Here is an 18,626-nt window from a genome sequence, read left to right as displayed (position 1 = left end):
TGGTATGCCATAATACAAAATGGAATAGTTTCCAGATTTTTCATCATCTGTTGACCTATTCCAACGCCGATACAGGATAACGTGTATGCAACTTCAACAAATGCAATTATTCCACCAACAAGCGCTTATTGCTGGACAGTGGTGTGATGCTGACAACCAGCAAACTTCAGAGATTTATAATCCTGCGACACAAGAAATGATTGGTACTGTGCCGAATATGGGGAAAGCTGAAGCGGATCGTGCAATTCAGGCTGCTGTGAAGCATTGGGCAACATGGAAAAATAAGACAGCCAAAGATCGTTCCATTATTTTAAAGAAATGGTTTGATCTCATGGTCGCACATGCTGATGAGCTGGCATTTATTTTAACCAGTGAACAGGGCAAACCTTTAGCAGAGGCAAGAGGAGAAATCCTATACGCGGCCAGCTTTGTAGAATGGTTTGCAGAGGAAGCAAAGCGAGTCTATGGGGATACTATTCCAAGCCCATATCCTGATGCACGTATTATTGTGAGCAAGCAGCCGATAGGTGTCATTGCCGCGATTACCCCGTGGAATTTTCCAGCAGCTATGATTACCCGTAAAGTTGCACCTGCTTTGGCAGCAGGATGTCCTTGTATTGTAAAACCTGCTCCAGAAACACCTTTTACGGCTTTGGCTTTGGTTGATCTTGCTATTCAGGCCGGTATTCCAGCAGAAATTTTTAGTGTCATCACGGGTGATGCCGTGACCATTGGTGATGCGATTTTTGAAAGTGATGATGTACGCAAGTTCACGTTCACTGGCTCCACGCCTGTGGGGAAATTACTTTACCAGCGTTCAGCTCAGACCTTGAAGAAAGTCTCTCTCGAGTTGGGTGGCAATGCGCCGTTTATTGTGTTTGATGATGCCGATCTGGATGCCGCGATTGAAGGGGCATTGATTGCTAAATATCGCAATGCTGGGCAAACCTGTGTTTGTGTAAATCGTTTTCTGGTTCAGGATGGCATTTATGAACGCTTCATTACCGCATTAAGTGCCAAAGTGAATGCTTTTGCAATTGGTAATGGACTCGAAGCTGGAAATGAAATTGGCCCTTTAATTAATACCAATGCCGTGAAGAAAGTTGAAGCACATGTTGCAGATGCTTTAGCCAAAGCAGGACGTTTAATTACGGGAGGCAAGCGTCATCAGGCGGGAGAGCTTTTTTATGAACCGACGATTATTGCCGATGCAACAACTAAAATGGATGTTGCAACTCAGGAAACCTTTGGGCCTTTAGCCGCAGTTTTTAAATTTGAAACGGAACAGCAGGCGTTAGATATGGCGAATGCGACGGAGTTTGGTCTAGCTGCTTATTGTTATACCAAGGATTTAGGACGAGCATGGCGCATGAGCGAGCAACTTGAATATGGTATGGTAGGAATTAATAAAGGCCTGATTTCCAATGAAGTTGCTCCTTTTGGGGGGATTAAACATTCAGGTTTAGGCCGAGAAGGCTCAAAATACGGCATCGAAGATTATCTTGAAATCAAATACACCTTATTTGGAGGATTGAATCCATGAGCAATGAAAAGTTTGAAAAAGGTTTAGCGATCCGTAAACAGGTGCTTGGAGAAAGTTACGTCAATAATTCAATCAACAATGCAGATGACTTTAATCTACCTTTACAGGAATTGGTAACCGAGTATTGTTGGGGTGCTGTTTGGGGACGTGAGGAGCTCAGCAAACCAGAACGTAGCATGATCAATCTTGCCATGATCTCTGCGCTCAACCGTCCGCATGAACTTAAACTTCATGTCAAAGGTGCGCTACGAAATGGCGTGCCGAAAGAAAAGATCCGTGAAGTACTGTTACAGGTTGCAATTTACTGTGGTGTGCCAGCTGCGGTAGACAGTTTCCGGATTGCAAAAGAAGCGATTCAGGAATTTGAACAAGAAAATAACTAGGTGTTTACTTGATTGAACATACTTCAAATTCAAATGATGATGGGGTATGTATCAAAATAGTGATAATTTTTATAATTATCAAGCAAATGACAATAAGGATCAAAACTGAAGAATCCTCTAATCAATGCTTATATATTGATAATATTTTCCGTTGTGATTTGGATACATCATTTCATCTTTCATTTGTTTGATTTTTATGGGTGAAGGCATTGCTCACTGTTAAACAAGGAGGTTATTGGGAGAGCAATGCTTTCACTCAAAATCATATAAAATTGAGGCTTATTTGCAAGAAATTGAGAAAGATTGTCCTATTTTGTAGTGTTTTAGAGGGTTTAATGGCTGTGAATCTTGTTTTATTGATCGATCTATCATTTTGTTCATTACACAATCGGGCAAATAACAAAGCAGGATAGAGCAAAAACAGTAAGTTGGATAAATGGCCTATGCTGGCTGAGGGTCAGGCTTTCATTTGTGTTAAACCGTGTATCAAACGATTTCACTACAATTTAAGTCTCAATGTTGCAAAAATAATTCAAAATGTTGCATGGAAGGTTAAAAAATGATCCAAAATAGGCACTACTATTTATTTACTAAATGTTGAATCACTTTACATACTGTCAGATTATTCGGCTTCGGGCTCGGATTGGTGTAAATTATTGCGCATGCCAAAGCCTTTTTTAAAGTGCTTCAGCCAATCCATTTTTCGTACATTTGAGAGAGAGTCTAAAGAGTCAGGTATGTCTGTGAACCCGAGTAAAACCAAAAAACCTTTATATATTCACTATGCTGGAAATGCTCTTTTAGAACTCCCTCTGCTAAATAAAGGCTCTGCATTTTCTGAAGAAGAACGCGAGAATTTTAACTTACATGGCCTCGTTCCATACAATATTGAGAATATTGAAGAGCAGACCCAGCGTTCGTATCAACAGTACCTTTCATTCGATAGCGACTTGAATAAGCATATTTATTTGCGAAATATTCAAGATACCAATGAAACGCTGTTCTATAATTTATTGAGTCAGCATTTAGATGAAATGCTGCCGATCATTTATACGCCTACCGTTGGTGAGGCTTGTCAGCGCTTTTCGGATATCTACCGTCGCCATCGTGGTATTTTTATTTCCTATCCAGAACGTCAATACATCGATCAAATTATCCATAACGTCAACAAGAAAAACGTTAAGGTGATTGTGATTACCGATGGTGAGCGTATTTTAGGTCTAGGCGATCAGGGTATTGGTGGCATGGGCATTCCAATTGGTAAATTGTCGCTCTATACCGCATGTGGAGGGATTAGTCCTGCCTATACTTTGCCGATTACTATTGATGTCGGAACCAATAACCAAGAATTGCTGGATGACCCAATCTATATGGGCTGGAAACAGCCACGTATTCGTGGCGAGCAATATTATGAATTTGTTGAGCAAATTATTACGGCAGTGCGTCAACGCTGGCCAGATGTGTTGATTCAGTTCGAAGATTTTGCACAAACCAATGCTATGCCTTTATTGACTCAATACCGCGATAAAATTTGTTGTTTCAATGATGACATTCAGGGCACTGCCGCAGTGACGGTTGCGACCTTGATTGCCGCATCGCGCGCGCAAGGCAAACAATTGAAAGACCAAACCGTTACTTTTGTCGGAGCAGGTTCAGCAGGTTGCGGGATTGCAGAACAGATCGTCAGACAAATGATGGATGAAGGTCTGAGTGATCACGAAGCACGTTCACGTATCTTTATGGTGGATCGTTTTGGATTGATGACCGATCAGCAACCGAATTTACTCAACTTCCAGCAAAAACTGGCAACACCTGTCGATGCAATTGCGACTTGGGAATATAGCGGTGACAATGTCGCTTTATTGGATGTGGTGAAAAATGCCAAACCGAGTATCTTGATTGGTGTTTCTGGTCAGGCTGGCCTGTTTAGTGAAGAAGTGATCAAAACCTTAGCCAAATACTATAAACATCCGATTGTGTTGCCTTTGTCGAACCCGACCTCACAGGTTGAAGCACAGCCAAAAGATATTATCGAGTGGACCCAAGGTGCTGCAATTGTGGCAACAGGCAGTCCATTTGCACCCGTCTATTACCAAGGTAAGATATATAGCATTGCACAATGCAATAACTCCTATATTTTCCCAGGGATTGGTTTAGGCGTGATTGCATGTGGCGCAACTCATATCAGCGATTCGATGTTGATGGCTGCAAGTACCGCCTTGGCCGATTGTTCACCACGTTTGAAAAATGCAGCAGCAGACTTATTGCCGAATATCAATGATATTCAACAAGTGTCAAAATTTATTGCTTTTAAAGTAGCAAAAGCGGCCATGGCTGATGGCTTGGCAGTACCGTTGAGCAATGATGTCTTGAAACAAGCGATTGAAGATAATTTCTGGACACCTGAATATCGTAGTTATCGCCGTGTCAGTTATTAAGCCATGAGCTGATACAAAAAAGGGACTCTGAATAGAGTCCCTTTTTTTAGGTTTTGTAGGTGGAGAGTAAAATGCTGGTTTCGCTATTATAAATGCCTGAAATATTTCGGATTCGTTCCAATGCTTTATCGAAATTCTCTAAGCTGTCGGATTGGAGTTCCACCAGCAGATCCCACTTGCCATTGGTGGTATGTAGACGTTCCACAGCGGACTCTAGGCGCAACTCCCGAATAACAGCCTGAGCCCGTGTACCTTCCACCATAATATTCATCCAGGCCCGGATAATATTCTTCTCTGCATTTGGACGGAACCGTACTGTATAACCTGTGATGACACCCGTGGACTCCATGTATTCAATTCGCTTTTGTACTGTGGCGCGTGACACACGTGTTTTTGCTGCTAAGTCGGTAATTGACATCCGTGCATTGTCTTTGAGTAATCCTAATATAATATGATCGATATTGTTCATTTTGATATTTACTATTAGCAAATTGATAAAAAATAATTCATTTTAATCATTATAACAAATTTTGTGAATCAATTTGATTCTTAATAATAATGACTATACAGCACCCCAAGCATTTTTACTTTTGCAGAAAAGCACAAAAATGCACACCAGGGAGGATGGGGTAGGATGCCCTGAAACAAAGGGAATCTGTGAACAACAGGGACAATGGATTAATTAAGGAATAGATGATGTCTTTATCATATGCGGCTCAAAATGGCAGTGCTTGGCAAACTTTTCTCACTCAGGTCGATCGAGTGGCACCTTATTTGGATGCCGACCTCAGCAACTTTGTCAATACACTGAAAACGCCAAAACGTACCCTAATTGTCGATGTACCAATCGTAATGGATGATGGCTCAATCCGTCATTTTGAAGGTTATCGCGTACAACACAATTTATCACGTGGTCCAGGTAAAGGCGGTATTCGTTATCATCAAGATGTTGAATTGAACGAAGTCATGGCATTGTCTGCATGGATGACCATTAAAACCGCGGTACTTAATTTACCATTCGGTGGGGCTAAAGGGGGGATTCGCGTGAATCCCAAAGAGCTTTCACCACGTGAATTAGAACGGTTAACCCGCCGTTTTACCAGTGAAATCAGCCCAATTATTGGTCCACAAATTGATATTCCTGCGCCAGATGTTGGTACCAATGCCAACATCATGGGCTGGATGATGGATACCTATTCAAGTATTAAAGGTCATACCGTCACGGGTGTGGTAACAGGCAAACCTGTACATTTAGGTGGTTCACTTGGCCGCGTTCGTGCCACAGGCCGCGGTGTATTTGTAACGGGTATGCAAGTTGCAGAACGTATTAAATTACCTGTTGAAGGCAGCAAAGTCGCTGTACAAGGCTTTGGTAACGTGGGCAATGAAGCAGCCTATTTGTTTAGCCATGCAGGTGCAAAAATTGTTGCGGTACAAGACCACACAGGCACGATTTTTAATGCAGAAGGCCTGGATGTAAAAGCACTACAAAAACATGTGGTGGAAACTGGTGGAGTGAAGGGCTTTGCAGATTCAACCGTGATTTCAGATGAGGAATTCTGGACGGTCGAGATGGACATCCTGATTCCAGCAGCATTAGAAAGTCAGATTACCGTTGAACGCGCACAAAAACTAAAAGCCAAAATCGTACTTGAAGGCGCCAACGGCCCAACTTATCCAGAAGCCGATGACGTGTTTGTCAGTCGTGACATTACCGTTGTACCTGATGTGATCTGTAACGCAGGTGGTGTAACCGTCAGTTATTTTGAATGGGTTCAAGATATGGCGAGTTACTTCTGGAGCGAAGACGAGATCAATGAACGTCTAGACAAACTGATGATCCAAGCCATTGCTGATGTCTGGAATACTGCAGCACAGAAAGAATGTAGCTTGCGGACGGCAGCATATATCTTGGCCTGTGAGCGTATTCTGAAAGCGCGCAAAGAACGCGGTATTTTCCCGGGTTAAGCAATTCAAAAAATGAAAGTAAAGGGCTTGTTGAGCATTCAATAAGCCTGAAGATTAAACAGGAAGTGAGTAAATAAAATGAGCGAAGTCGCAATTACACGTAGCAACTTTAATGAGTGGATGGTTCCCGTTTTTGCCCCGGCAAATTTCATTTTAGTGCGTGGCGAAGGTTCACGTCTGTGGGATCAAAACGATAAAGAATATATTGATTTTGCAGGTGGGATCGCGGTAAATGCTTTAGGCCATGCACATCCTGTTGCAGTAAAAGCCTTGACTGAGCAAGCGCAAAAATTGTGGCATATCGGCAATGGTTATACCAATGAACCAGTATTACGCCTCGCGAAACAATTGGTCGACAGCACTTTTGCCGATAAGGTCTTTTTCTGTAACTCTGGTGCCGAAGCCAATGAAGCCGCATTAAAACTGGCGCGTAAAGTGGGTTTACTCAGTGGCAATGCAAATAAGAACCGGATCGTAGCCTTTAAAAATGCCTTTCATGGTCGTACCTTATTTACCGTAACAGCGGGCGGTCAGCCAAAATATTCTCAAGATTTTGCACCTTTACCAGGTGGCATTGAACATACTGCTTTTAATGATCTTGAAGCTGCGAAAGCCGTAATTACTGACAACACCTGTGCGGTGATTGTAGAACCGATTCAAGGTGAAGGCGGTGTTCTTCCTGCAAATATTGAGTTCTTAAAAGGTTTACGTGCACTCTGTGATGAAAAAGGTGCGGTACTGATTTTTGATGAGGTACAAACTGGTGTTGGTCGTACAGGTTCCTTATATGCCTACATGAACACGGGTGTTACGCCTGATATTTTAACCACGGCAAAAGCATTGGGTGGTGGTTTTCCAATTGGTGCAATGATCACCACAGACCACTATGCCAACATGTATGCAGTAGGCGATCACGGGACCACCTATGGTGGTAACCCATTGGCTTGTGCGGTGGCAGGTGCGGTATTTGAATTGATCAATACGCCTGAAGTCTTAGACGGCGTTAAACAACGTCATCAATATTTCATTGATGCCCTAAATAAAATCAATGCGGAATATGGATTGTTCAAAGAAATTCGTGGGCAAGGTCTATTGATTGGCTGTGTGCTGAAAGATGAGCATGCAGGCAAAGCCAAAAATATCGTTACACTGGCGGGTGAAGAAGGATTACTGGCTTTGGTTGCGGGCGCCGATGTGGTTCGTTTTACTCCTTCACTGATCATTCCACAACAGGATATTGATGAAGGTCTAAACCGTTTTACCCGTGCATTAGCACGTCTCTAAGTCTGCCGTGAGCATCTGCCCATGATGATTGTTCGACATGCAGCGCATCGGGACTTAGATGATATTTATCGTTTAGCGCAACGAGCGGGGGAGTCTGGCATTGGTCTGACTTCCTTACCCCCAAATAAAGACATCTTGGCTGAACGTATTACACGTACCACTCGCACTTTGGATGGCTTAGCCGAAAAGTGTGAGGCAAGTTATCTGTTTGTATTGGAAGACACCAGCATTCACAAAATTGTGGGTGTCAGTGCAATTGAAGTCGCTGTTGGATTGAATGAGCCCTTTTACAACTTTCGTGTGGCAAAGCAGGTGCATGCATCTAAAGCTTTAAATGTATATAAGGCTTTTGACACCTTGTTTTTAAGTAATGACCATACGGGCTGTAGTGAACTGTGTACTTTGTTCCTTGACCCTGAATATCGCAAAAATCAGAACGGTAAGTTTTTATCTAAAATTCGTTTTCTGTTTATTGCAGCATTCCGTAGTTTTTTTGAAGAAAGACTGATTGCTGAAATGCGGGGCTTTTCTGATCAAAATGGGCATTCACCATTTTGGGATTCGTTAGGCAACCTATTTTTTAATATGGATTTTGCGGCTGCGGATTATTTAAGTGGAACTGGACAGAAAGTCTTTATTGCGGAACTGATGCCAAGATTTCCCGTCTACGTAGACTTGCTGAGCTTAGAGGCTCGTCGGGTGATTGCAGAAGTACATCCACATACCCTGCCAGCAGCAAAGGTGTTGATGTCAGAAGGTCTTAAATATCAAGGCTATGTCGATATTTTTGATGCAGGTCCAACCTTGGAAGCCAATACTGCCGATTTACGGGCAGTGAATGAAAGCCGTTTGCTCAAAGTCAGCATTGTTGAGCAAGTTGAAACCACAGAAACACATTACTTGGTTGCCAACGACCAATATAAAGATTACTGCGTGTTGCTGATGATGAACAAAGTCAGCGAGAGCGATACGTTGCAATTAACAGTTGCACAAGCTCAAGCTCTGAATGTCAATGAACAGGATGAAGTGCGCGTTTTAGCATTAGAAAAAATGGAGAACAACTAATGTCACAAGGTACATTATTGATTGATGGTGCTTGGGTCCAAGGACAAGGAGCCGCATTTCAAAAAACCAACCCCGTTAACAATCAGCAAATTTGGGTGGGACATGAAGCAAGCCAAGCTGATGTGAATCAGGCGTGTGATGCAGCAAGACAGGCTTTCCCGGCATGGGCACGCTTAGCACTGGAAGATCGTATTGCGATTATTGAACGTTTTGCTGCTTTAGTTGAACAGAATAAAACCCAATTGGCTGAAGTGATTAGTCAGGAAACCAGTAAACCGCTTTGGGAAACTTTGACTGAAGTACAATCGATGGTTGGTAAAGTGGCGATTTCGATTCGCGCCTATCATCAACGTACGGGTTTTAGTGAAACTGAAATGCCAGATGGGGTGGCTTCTTTACGTCATCGTCCACACGGTGTACTTGCGGTATTTGGTCCTTATAACTTTCCGGGTCATTTGCCCAATGGTCATATTGTTCCTGCATTGATTGCAGGTAATACGGTGGTATTTAAGCCAAGTGAACTCACACCTTGGACGGCTGAAGAAACTGCAAAATTATGGCAACAGGCAGGTCTGCCAAAAGGTGTGCTGAATATTGTACAAGGTGGACGTAGTACTGGAGAGGCATTGGCTGCCGCTGAACAGATTGATGGTTTACTGTTTACCGGTAGTGCCAATACGGGTTATCACTTGCATAAGCAAATGGCTGGTGCGCCTGAAAAAATTCTTGCTTTGGAAATGGGCGGTAATAATGCCCTGATTATTGATGAAGCCAGTGATATTGATGCCGTAGTGAACTTAGCAATCCAGTCTGCTTTTGTTTCTGCGGGGCAACGTTGTACTTGTGCGCGCCGTATTATTGTCAAGCAAGGTGCCAATGGAGATGTCTTCATTCAACGTTTTGTGGATGTGGCTAAAAATCTGGTGGTGGGGGCGTGGAATGCTGAACCACAACCGTTCATGGGTGGGGTCATTTCTGCACGTGCGGCTGAACAAATGCTAGCGGCACAAAGCAAATTGATTGCTCTGGGAGCCAAACCACTTTTAGAAATGACACGTCCACAAGCAGACAGCTCATTACTCACTGCTGGCATTTTAGATGTAACCCAAGCTAATGATATTCCAGATGATGAATACTTTGGACCACTTACTACAATTTATCGTTATCACAATTTTGATGAAGCTTTAAACATTGCCAATAACACCCGCTTTGGTTTGGCCGTAGGTTTGGTTTCATCTGACCGTGATTTGTTTGAGCGTGTACTGATTGAGGCACGTGCGGGGATTGTGAACTGGAATAAGCCATTGACAGGTGCTTCAAGTGCAGCACCTTTTGGTGGGGTCGGTGCTTCGGGTAACCACCGTGCCAGTGCCTTCTATGCCGCAGATTATAGCGCGTGGCCAATGGCATCACTGGAAAGTGAGGGCGTTAGCTTACCTTCAAAATTATCACCGGGCATTGTGCTGTAAGTCAGCGGGTATCGGGACACAGGGAGAAGAACATGTCAGGTTATGAAATCAATTTTGATGGTTTGGTTGGGCCGACGCACCATTATGCAGGCTTATCATTCGGTAATGTTGCATCGACTAAAAACCGTAATAATGCATCAAATCCGAAATTAGCCGCAAAACAAGGCTTGAAAAAAATGAAGGCGCTTGCGGATTTAGGTCTCAAGCAAGGGGTATTTGCACCACAAGAACGCCCACATGTGCCAACGCTGCGCCGTTTGGGCTTTATCGGCAGTGATATTGATGTCATTACCCAAGCCATGCGTACTGCGCCAGCCTTATTGTCATCACTGAGTTCAGCATCATCGATGTGGACCGCCAACTCATGTACGGTGTCTCCATCGGCAGATAGTGCTGATGGGCGTATGCATTTTACTGCGGCAAACTTAAATAATAAGTTTCATCGATCAATTGAGCATCATACGACCACCCGTATTCTTCAAGCCATGTTCAATAATGATGTATATTTCGCGCACCATGAAGCCTTGCCAGAAGCAGCTTTATTTGGGGATGAAGGTGCAGCCAATCATAACCGTCTTGGTGGCGCATACGATCAGGCAGGTGTACAGGTTTTTGTCTATGGACAACAGCAACTGGGTGGAACGGTTGCACCGCAGAAATTTCCTGCGCGTCAAACCCGTGAGGCAAGTGAAGCAATTGCACGTTTACATCGTTTAGATGCGAAACGCACAGTGTTCATACAGCAGAATCCAGATGTGATTGATCAAGGTGTATTTCATAATGATGTGATCGCCGTGAGTAATCAGCAGGTGTTATTCCATCATCAACAGGCTTTTTTAAATCAAGCGCTGGCCTTGGATGACATCCGTAGAAAAATGGCGGGGATCGAGCAAGAGTTTATTTCGATTGAAGTACCAGACAATCGTGTGACGGTAGAAGATGCGGTTTCAACGTATCTATTTAATAGCCAGATTTTAACGCGTGCTGATGGTGGCATGAGCATTGTGGTACCAGAAGAATCACGTCAAAACCAAGCTGTATGGAGCTATTTGACTGACATGATTCAAATGGGAACGCCAATTGATGACATCAAGGTGTTTGATTTGCGTGAAAGTATGCGTAATGGCGGTGGACCAGCATGTTTGAGATTGCGGGTTGCTGTGAATGAAGCTGAACTGAATGCCGTAAATCCGAACTTGTTTATGAATGATGCTTTGTTCAAAACCTTAAATCAGTGGGTGGATCAGCATTATCGTGATGAATTAACGCAGGATGATCTGGCTGATCCAAGTTTATTGATTGAGAGCCGTACGGCACTGGATGAGCTCACAAAAATTTTGGCATTAGGTTCGGTTTATCACTTCCAGAGATAAAACCTTCAATAACAGCTTTTAAGGATGAAAGTACATGGTTGATCTATTGGCGTTGACACTCGCGCAGAAAATGCCTGTGCAGATGCAAGGTGAAACAGCAGGATTTACATGGCAGTGGCTAGGTGAAGGGCTATTGCAATGTACACCCAAGACTGGCTATGGAAAAACCATCGTACTTTCGGCAGGCATTCATGGCAATGAAACTGCACCCATCGAGCTATTGGATCAGATCATTCATGACTTATTTGCTGAGCGTTTAGCACTTGCAGTACAGGTACTTTTCGTTTTGGGTAATCCTGAGGCGATCCGTCATGGGGTACGTTATTTAGAGAATGATATGAACCGCATGTTCTGTGGCGCATATCAGCATTTAATTCAGGATCAGGAAACTGAACGAGCAGCACATTTAGAGCAAGTCACAGCAGAGTTTTTTCAGCAGAGCAGTCCAGCGAGTCAGCGCTATCATTATGATTTGCATACCGCGATTCGTACATCGTTATTGCCAGTATTTGCCTTATTTCCTTACCAAACATATCCTTATGATGATTTCTTGATTCAAAGTCTGAATGCCGCTGATTTGGATGCATTGGTCTATCACAATGCGGCGGGTAAAACTTTTACTCATTTTACTGCTGAACGTTTTCAGGCTGCGAGTAGTACTTTGGAATTAGGTAAAGCGAAACCCTTTGGTGCCAATGATCTATCTGAATTTTCCAGTACTGATCAGATGTTGCGTGCAGTATTGTCAGATCAAGCATTACCTGTTCGGCAAAAAGACGCGATTCACCAATTTAAAGTCGTGGATTCAATTTTAAAGCAAAGTGACGATTTTCAGTTGCAACTCGGTGCCGATGCACCAAACTTCTCGTCTTTTCAGAAAGATCAGGTAATTGCAACTCAACAGGCAGGTGATTATGTGGTACACGATCAGCAAGTCTGGATCTTATTTCCTAATCCGAAGGTAAAGGTAGGGCTTCGGGCAGGCTTAATTTTAACAGAAATGGTATAAATCTCGGCAGGGTCACTGCGTAGATGTCAACAGGAAATCGACATAAATGGAGTTTGAATATGGATGTTCAGTAAAACAAAACGCGTCAAATAAGATCGTTTAGATATTCATTTTTTTTATGAAAGTGAAATAGCAAGGATAGGTTGTCATATATACACTTGGAGTGACCGTGTATGAGTAACAATAATGAAAAGACATTTTCATCAGGAGAAATCCTGAGTGGGTCATATGTACCGCAGCAAGAGGTAACCAGCGCATCGGGCATTTCTAGTGCCGAGATCGAGGCTGGAAAACCCTTAAAACGTGCCATGACCAAACGTCATTTGGTCATGATTTCATTGGGTGGAGCAATCGGAACCGGATTGTTTCTAGGTTCTGGTGATGTCATTTCTCAGGCGGGTCCCGTTGGTGCAATTATTTCCTATTTTCTGGGTGGCGTAATCGCCTATATGGTCATGTTATGTTTGGGTGAGTTGGCCGTACATATGCCTGTTTCTGGTTCATTTGGTGAGTATGCCAGAACATATATTGGACCAGGCACAGGCTATATGATTACTTGGTTATAATGGTTGACTTGGACGGCAACTTTAGGGACTGAATTTACCGCTGCGGCATTGCTGATGCAGGAGTGGTTTCCTTCCGTTTCGATGTGGACATGGACTTTGCTGTTTGCTGGGTTGGTCTTTAGTTTGAATGTCAGTTCTACTCGATTATTTGCTGAGTCTGAATTCTGGTTATCCTTGGTTAAAGTGCTGACCATTATCTGTTTTATTGGTTTAGGCTTAGCTGCGATCTTTGGCTTTATTTCTTATCATGGGCATGAGTCTGCACCATTATTTAGTAAGCTCACTGAACACGGCTGGTTTCCCCATGGTATTTTTCCAATTTTTGCAACAATGTTGATTGTAAATTTTGCCTTTTCGGGAACTGAATTGATTGGGGTTGCAGCAGGTGAGGCAGAAGAGCCAGCAAAAACGGTACCCAAGGCAATCAATGCTGCAATTTGGCGCTTATTGATTTTCTTTGTCGGTACCATTGTGGTGATCTGCGCACTCCTTCCTTTTGAAATGGCGGGCCTTAATTCAAATAGCGTGAGTAATAGTCCATTCGTTACGGTATTTAATTATATTGGCATCGCATATGCAGAAGATATCATCCGCTTTGTTATTATTACCGCACTTTTATCCGCAGCGAACTCGGGTTTATTTGCTGCATCACGTATGATGTGGTCACTCTCGGCAAAGAATCAGTTACCGAAAGTTTTCTCCAAATTAACCCGCTCCGGAACACCAATTGTTGCGATTATTGTGACCATGTTTGGGGCAATTCCAGGTCTGTTATCGGAACATTTTGCACCTGAAACAATTTTCAAGAATTTATTGGGGGTTGCTGCCTTTACGATGGTAGTGGTGTGGATTTCGATTTGTGTATGCCAGTTTAATTTTCGCAGACAATGGATTAAATCAGGCAAAACGGTGAAAGATCTTAAGTTTGCTGCGCCATTATTTCCATTAACACCGATTTTAGGTGGCCTATTTTGTGTGATTACCTGTATTAGTATGGTCACAGACCCATCGATGCAGGTTGGCTTTATCTGTTGTATTTTGTTCATTATCGCGTGCTATGCAAGCTACTATATGTTTTATAAAGAAAAAATTAGTTAAATCATAATATTATTTAAAAAAGACTAGACGAGTAAGATTGCGGTAGTTGTGCAATTTTATTCGTTTTTTTTATTGTACGTAGGGATGCACAATACCGTATTCATCAGTAAACTTGTGTGATTAGATGACTGAATTGATTTAGATAATTTGTTTATATATTGTGTAAGAATGACCATGATGCGTTGTGATTACAAAAATAAGCGGTATAACAGAACTTAAGTCGGTTTTTTTAATCATAGCGAGTCTTTGAAATGGGCATGACTGCATGGCGAATAAAAATAATCAGCCTTTAGCAATAGGCCAAAAAGTCATCTTAAGTGAATTAGCAGCTTGTGAAGAATGCGATGCAATTTACCGTAAGATTGATCTTTTACCCAATGAGCGAGCTTACTGCACCTGTTGTGGGGCAGAGTTGTATCGAAGAAGCCGTTCATTTTCGTCTTTGCTGGCCTTGGTATTAACTGCATTGATTGTTTTTGTGATTGCGAACAGCTTTCCCATTGTGATTGTTGAGTTGCAAGGCAATACCTCACAAACCACCTTAATGGGTGCAGCATGGACCATGTTTCATATTGATCGTGCCTTGGTCGGTGTGCTGATTCTAATTACCACCTTTATTGTGCCTTTGATTGAATTGTTATTACTCAGCTATGTTCTTGCTTGTATTAGTTTCTGGAAACGTAGACCTGCATATTTAATTCCTGCACTGCGTATATTATTCCTGTTTCGGACATGGGGAATGGTGGAAGTGTTTTTAATCGGTGTACTGGTAACATTGGTTAAACTGGTAGGAATGGTGACAGTTATTCCAGGCATTGCACTCTGGGCCTTTACCTTGCTCAGCGTACTTTTGGTCTATATTGCCTCACTTAAGATTAAAGATCTCTGGAATGAAGTGGATAGGAGTTTGGGATGAAGAAGGACCAAGATCAGAACTCCGAAACCTTTTCAATTGTAGAACAGCTTTCAGATGTTGATTTGCAGGTTAAAAACTATATTCGGGCAAAAGATATCGGGCTAGTTCAATGCCATTGTTGTGGATTACTTAACCAAGTTGATGCTCATGCTAATCAACATGGGCATGCACACTGCACCCGATGTAAAAGTGTGTTGCATTCACGCAAGCCAGAAAGTTTAAACCGTACCTTTGCCTTGGTGGTTGCTGCTGCGATTTTATATATCCCTGCCAATGTTCTTCCGATGACCGTTACCGATTCTTTATTGGGCCGTCAGCAAGATACTATTATCAGTGGCGTGATTTATTTTTGGCAAAATAGTGATTATTTGGTCGCTGCGGTGATTTTTATGGCCAGTATCTTTATTCCGATTTTAAAATTACTGATTCTGATTTTTTTATTGGTTTCGGTATATATGCAATCCTCCTCCAAATGGCATTTTACCCCTGAACAATGTGCACTGATGTACCGTATTGTTGAGTTTATTGGACGGTGGTCTATGATCGATGTTTTTGTGGTTGCATTGCTGACTGCATTGATTCAAATTCAGTCACTGGCCACTATTTTGGCAGGACCCGGTGCAGTCGCCTTTGGTGCCGTTGTAGTATTAACCATGCTTGCTTCTCTCAGTTTCGACCCCAGAATTATTTGGGACAATTATTTCAAGGCGCAGCAGATGGACAGCCAGATACCCAAGCAGTTAAAAGCAAGCGTTGTTCATCCATTGAAAAGTTAAGATGAATTGTCCTATTTTTGACCAATAAAAGAATGATCACTATGTCAGAAAATACACACAATAGCCAAAATACTGAAGAGAACTCAATCGAGTTAACTCAGAACGATGCAGTATTTGCCGAGCCAGAAAAAAAGAAAGGGCGTTGGCGACCTGCATTGATTTGGCTGGTTCCCTTTGTTGCGCTTTTAATTGGGATTTCACTGGCGGCCAAAGCTGTCCTCGATACAGGTCCAACCATTGAAGTGTCTTTCCGTACCGCAGAGGGCCTAGTTGCGGGTAAAACCACTGTGCGTTATAAACAGGTCGATATTGGTTTGGTTCGCCAGATTGATCTTTCAGATGATCGTTCACATGTTATTGCCAAAATTGAACTACGCAAAGATGCCAGTAATTTTGCAGCCAAAGATTCACGCTTCTGGGTGGTGAGACCCAGAGTAGGAACTGGTGGGATTTCGGGTATCGATACTTTATTGTCTGGGGCCTATATTGAAGTCGATGGTGGAAAAGCAGAGCAAAAACAAGAGAATTTTACAGGGCTGGAAGTACCACCTGTGGTGTCTTCGGATATCCCTGGTAAAGTTTTTTTCCTCAAAGCACAAGATTTAGGTTCATTGGATATTGGTGCACCGATTTATTATCGTCGAATTAATGTCGGGCAGATTACGGCTTATAAATTAGCGGCAGATGGTAAAAGTGTGGAATTGCAAACTTTTATTCAATCGCCCTACGATAAATTTGTGACAACGGATGCCCGTTTCTGGCAGGCCAGCGGTGTCGATGTGACTTTAAATGCATCTGGATTTAATTTAGATACCCAATCGCTTGCCAGTATTGTGGCTGGTGGGATTGCATTTGGTTATCCAGAAAATTCGGCAGGAGCTATCGCACCTGACAACAGCTATTTTACTTTGTCTGATTCCCGCAAAGAGGCAATGAAAGAACCAGATGGTAAACCACGTCCAATTATTATGTACTTTGATCATTCGCTACGCGGCTTAACGGCTGGCGCACCGATTGACTTTATGGGGATTGAGATTGGTAATGTCAAATCAATCAATGTTGAGTTTGATCAGTCTTATACGCATTTAAGAATGCGCGTGGATGCAGTGATTTATCCATCGCGTTTGGCCCACGGTAAAGAGCTGGATCCAGATGGTGAAATTTTTAAATACTTCATTGAAAAAGGCTGGCGCGCGCAGATGCGGACGGGTAATTTATTAACAGGCCAGAACTATATTGCTTTTGATAAGTTTCCAAAAGCTAAAGCTGCATCTTTAATTATGCATGCAGATGGACGTGCCGAAGTGCCAACTACTGCAACAGAGTTGAGCGGTTTACAGGCGCAAGTTTCACAAATTGCCGATAAAGTCAGTAAGTTCCCACTCGAAGAGATTGGGCAGGATGTTCGTAAGACACTTAAGAATATGAATACCACCATTGAGTCAACCGACAAGTTGGTGAAACAGTTGGATGGCAAAGTTGCACCGGGCTTGCAAGCGACACTGAATGATGTGCGTAAAACCATGCAATCTAGTGAGTCGATTTTATCTAGTGACGCGCCGATGCAACAGGATGTGCGTAAAGCTTTACAACAAATGACCAGAGCAGCCGCATCCTTGCAATTAATGGCGGATTATATTGAACAGCATCCTGAATCATTGATTCGTGGTAAAAAAACAGAGGCAGACAAGAAATGATCAACAGCACAGTCAAACCACTATTGATGGTTTCATCGAAAATCAGTCTCTTGTCCATGGCTTTATTGTTGGCTGCATGTTCAAGTACGCCTACGCCAAATTATTATACCTTGGCAAGCAAAGTCTCACCTTTGGCAAATTCGAAGGTGCGTGTGATCGAGGTTCTGCCTGTTGGTTTGCCTGATCGTATCAATCGTGCGCCGATCGTAGTGCAGGATGCTGCGGGTAAATCACGAATTTTAGAGAACGAGCGCTGGACCTCAACGTTGGGTGCGGAGTTAAGAGACAATTTGTCAGCCGGTTTGCAGCAAAAGCTTGGCGCGGTCGATCGTTATAATAGCGGTATGGCAGGCGGTAAAGTGTCTTATCGGGTTGCGACTGATTTTTCCCATTTTGATGTTGTCACTGCTGATGCTACCAAGAAAAATGTAGAGGTCGCTGTGGCTTGGATTATTAAACGTAATGATCCCAATATCACTTTGGATCAAAATTCAAATCAAAATCAGCAGTTGGCGTGTCGGATGAGCTTTAGTCAACCGATACAGGATCATAATGATTCAATGCAGAATATTGTGAGTGCAGCTAGTGGATCATTGAGCAGAGTTGTTGATGCCATTGCACTGTCAATTATGGCCTCGGATTCGAAAACTCAAACCAACATCAATGGGGTGATTTGTTCATAATCTAGATGAAATATGGTGGAAATGGAGCATAGATGTTCACTTAACGTTTTAATCTTTATATCCATCTAGTGCTTTAATATTGTTTTAAGTTGTTCTCTTTAAGTTACAGCTCATACGAATAGTCTATTCGCTTTTAGCTAAATCAGAGCATTAAAGAGAGTATAACAATGAATCAATGTGTGATGAGTGCAAAAAATATTATTCGTGGTAAGCACCACCCAGAGTTTTTGCAGGAAGAAGTTTTAACCGATATTTTTGTCCAAACTGCGCAACGCCTCCCTCAAAAGACTGCCCTGATCGAAGCAGAGCAACAGATCAGTTATGCCGATTTATACCAGCAAGCACTGGTCATGGCACA

The 18,626-nt window shown here is 42.7% G+C and carries 15 protein-coding genes and 1 pseudogene; 15 read left to right on the top strand and 1 reads right to left on the bottom strand.

Annotated features, from left to right (window positions below; translation table 11 throughout):
- Positions 1-85: 85 nt before the first annotated feature.
- The 3 genes from F895_RS16190 (at position 86) to F895_RS16200 (ending at position 4,364) form a co-directional block, all read left to right on the top strand.
- Positions 86-1,543: an NAD-dependent succinate-semialdehyde dehydrogenase gene (locus F895_RS16190; RefSeq protein ID WP_005238907.1), complete on the top strand. Its 1,458-nt coding sequence runs from the start codon at positions 86-88 to the stop codon at positions 1,541-1,543.
- Positions 1,540-1,926: a carboxymuconolactone decarboxylase family protein gene (locus F895_RS16195; protein ID WP_004771163.1), complete on the top strand. Its 387-nt coding sequence runs from the start codon at positions 1,540-1,542 to the stop codon at positions 1,924-1,926. Before F895_RS16190 ends, F895_RS16195 begins: the two co-directional genes overlap by 4 nt.
- Positions 1,927-2,663: 737 nt before the next feature.
- Positions 2,664-4,364: an NAD-dependent malic enzyme gene (locus F895_RS16200; RefSeq protein WP_005238906.1), complete on the top strand. Its 1,701-nt coding sequence runs from the start codon at positions 2,664-2,666 to the stop codon at positions 4,362-4,364.
- Positions 4,365-4,410: 46 nt separating this feature from the next.
- Here F895_RS16200 and F895_RS16205 read toward each other — a convergent pair whose 3' ends face one another.
- Positions 4,411-4,833: an Lrp/AsnC family transcriptional regulator gene (locus tag F895_RS16205; RefSeq protein ID WP_005238904.1), complete on the bottom strand. Its 423-nt coding sequence runs from the start codon at positions 4,831-4,833 to the stop codon at positions 4,411-4,413.
- Positions 4,834-5,057: 224 nt separating this feature from the next.
- Between F895_RS16205 and F895_RS16210 the strand changes: the two genes are divergently transcribed.
- From F895_RS16210 to F895_RS16260, 12 genes and pseudogenes are all read left to right on the top strand, one after another.
- Complete coding sequence (locus tag F895_RS16210) at positions 5,058-6,332, top strand: Glu/Leu/Phe/Val family dehydrogenase (RefSeq protein WP_026040178.1); 1,275 nt, start codon at positions 5,058-5,060, stop codon at positions 6,330-6,332.
- Positions 6,333-6,410: 78 nt separating this feature from the next.
- Positions 6,411-7,616, top strand: a complete 1,206-nt coding sequence (locus F895_RS16215) for an aspartate aminotransferase family protein (protein ID WP_005238901.1) — start codon at positions 6,411-6,413, stop codon at positions 7,614-7,616.
- Between the two features lie 21 nt (positions 7,617-7,637).
- Complete coding sequence (gene astA, locus F895_RS16220; RefSeq protein ID WP_005238899.1) at positions 7,638-8,681, top strand: arginine N-succinyltransferase; 1,044 nt, start codon at positions 7,638-7,640, stop codon at positions 8,679-8,681.
- The gene (astD, locus tag F895_RS16225) at positions 8,681-10,150 is read left to right on the top strand and encodes a succinylglutamate-semialdehyde dehydrogenase (protein ID WP_005238897.1); all 1,470 of its coding nucleotides are present in this window, start codon (positions 8,681-8,683) and stop codon (positions 10,148-10,150) included. The genes astA and astD overlap by 1 nt, the downstream gene beginning before the upstream one ends.
- 32 nt (positions 10,151-10,182) lie before the next feature.
- Positions 10,183-11,523, top strand: a complete 1,341-nt coding sequence (astB, locus tag F895_RS16230; protein WP_005238895.1) for an N-succinylarginine dihydrolase — start codon at positions 10,183-10,185, stop codon at positions 11,521-11,523.
- 34 nt (positions 11,524-11,557) lie between these two features.
- Positions 11,558-12,532 carry a succinylglutamate desuccinylase gene (gene astE, locus F895_RS16235; RefSeq protein WP_005238893.1) on the top strand — a complete coding sequence of 325 codons (975 nt, stop codon included), beginning with the start codon at positions 11,558-11,560 and terminating at the stop codon, positions 12,530-12,532.
- A 173-nt stretch (positions 12,533-12,705) separates the two neighbouring features.
- Positions 12,706-14,196, top strand: a pseudogene (locus tag F895_RS0118785) (amino acid permease).
- A gap of 265 nt (positions 14,197-14,461) precedes the next feature.
- Positions 14,462-15,112, top strand: a complete 651-nt coding sequence (locus F895_RS16240; RefSeq protein WP_005238887.1) for a paraquat-inducible protein A — start codon at positions 14,462-14,464, stop codon at positions 15,110-15,112.
- Positions 15,109-15,888, top strand: coding sequence for a paraquat-inducible protein A (locus tag F895_RS16245; protein WP_005238886.1), 780 nt, complete (start codon positions 15,109-15,111; stop codon positions 15,886-15,888). Before F895_RS16240 ends, F895_RS16245 begins: the two co-directional genes overlap by 4 nt.
- A 41-nt stretch (positions 15,889-15,929) precedes the next feature.
- Positions 15,930-17,585, top strand: coding sequence for a PqiB family protein (locus F895_RS16250; protein ID WP_005238885.1), 1,656 nt, complete (start codon positions 15,930-15,932; stop codon positions 17,583-17,585).
- A complete protein-coding gene (locus F895_RS16255; protein ID WP_005238884.1) occupies positions 17,582-18,268 on the top strand; it encodes a PqiC family protein in 687 nt (228 codons plus the stop codon). Before F895_RS16250 ends, F895_RS16255 begins: the two co-directional genes overlap by 4 nt.
- A 167-nt stretch (positions 18,269-18,435) precedes the next feature.
- The coding region (locus F895_RS16260; protein WP_005238883.1) for a hypothetical protein at positions 18,436-18,626 on the top strand (191 nt) is incomplete at its 3' end.

The organism is Acinetobacter sp. CIP 64.2 (genome assembly GCF_000369645.1).
Lineage (GTDB): Bacteria > Pseudomonadota > Gammaproteobacteria > Pseudomonadales > Moraxellaceae > Acinetobacter.
The sequence above is the reverse complement of the archived record's forward strand: the minus strand, read 5'-3'. Positions and strand labels throughout refer to the sequence as shown.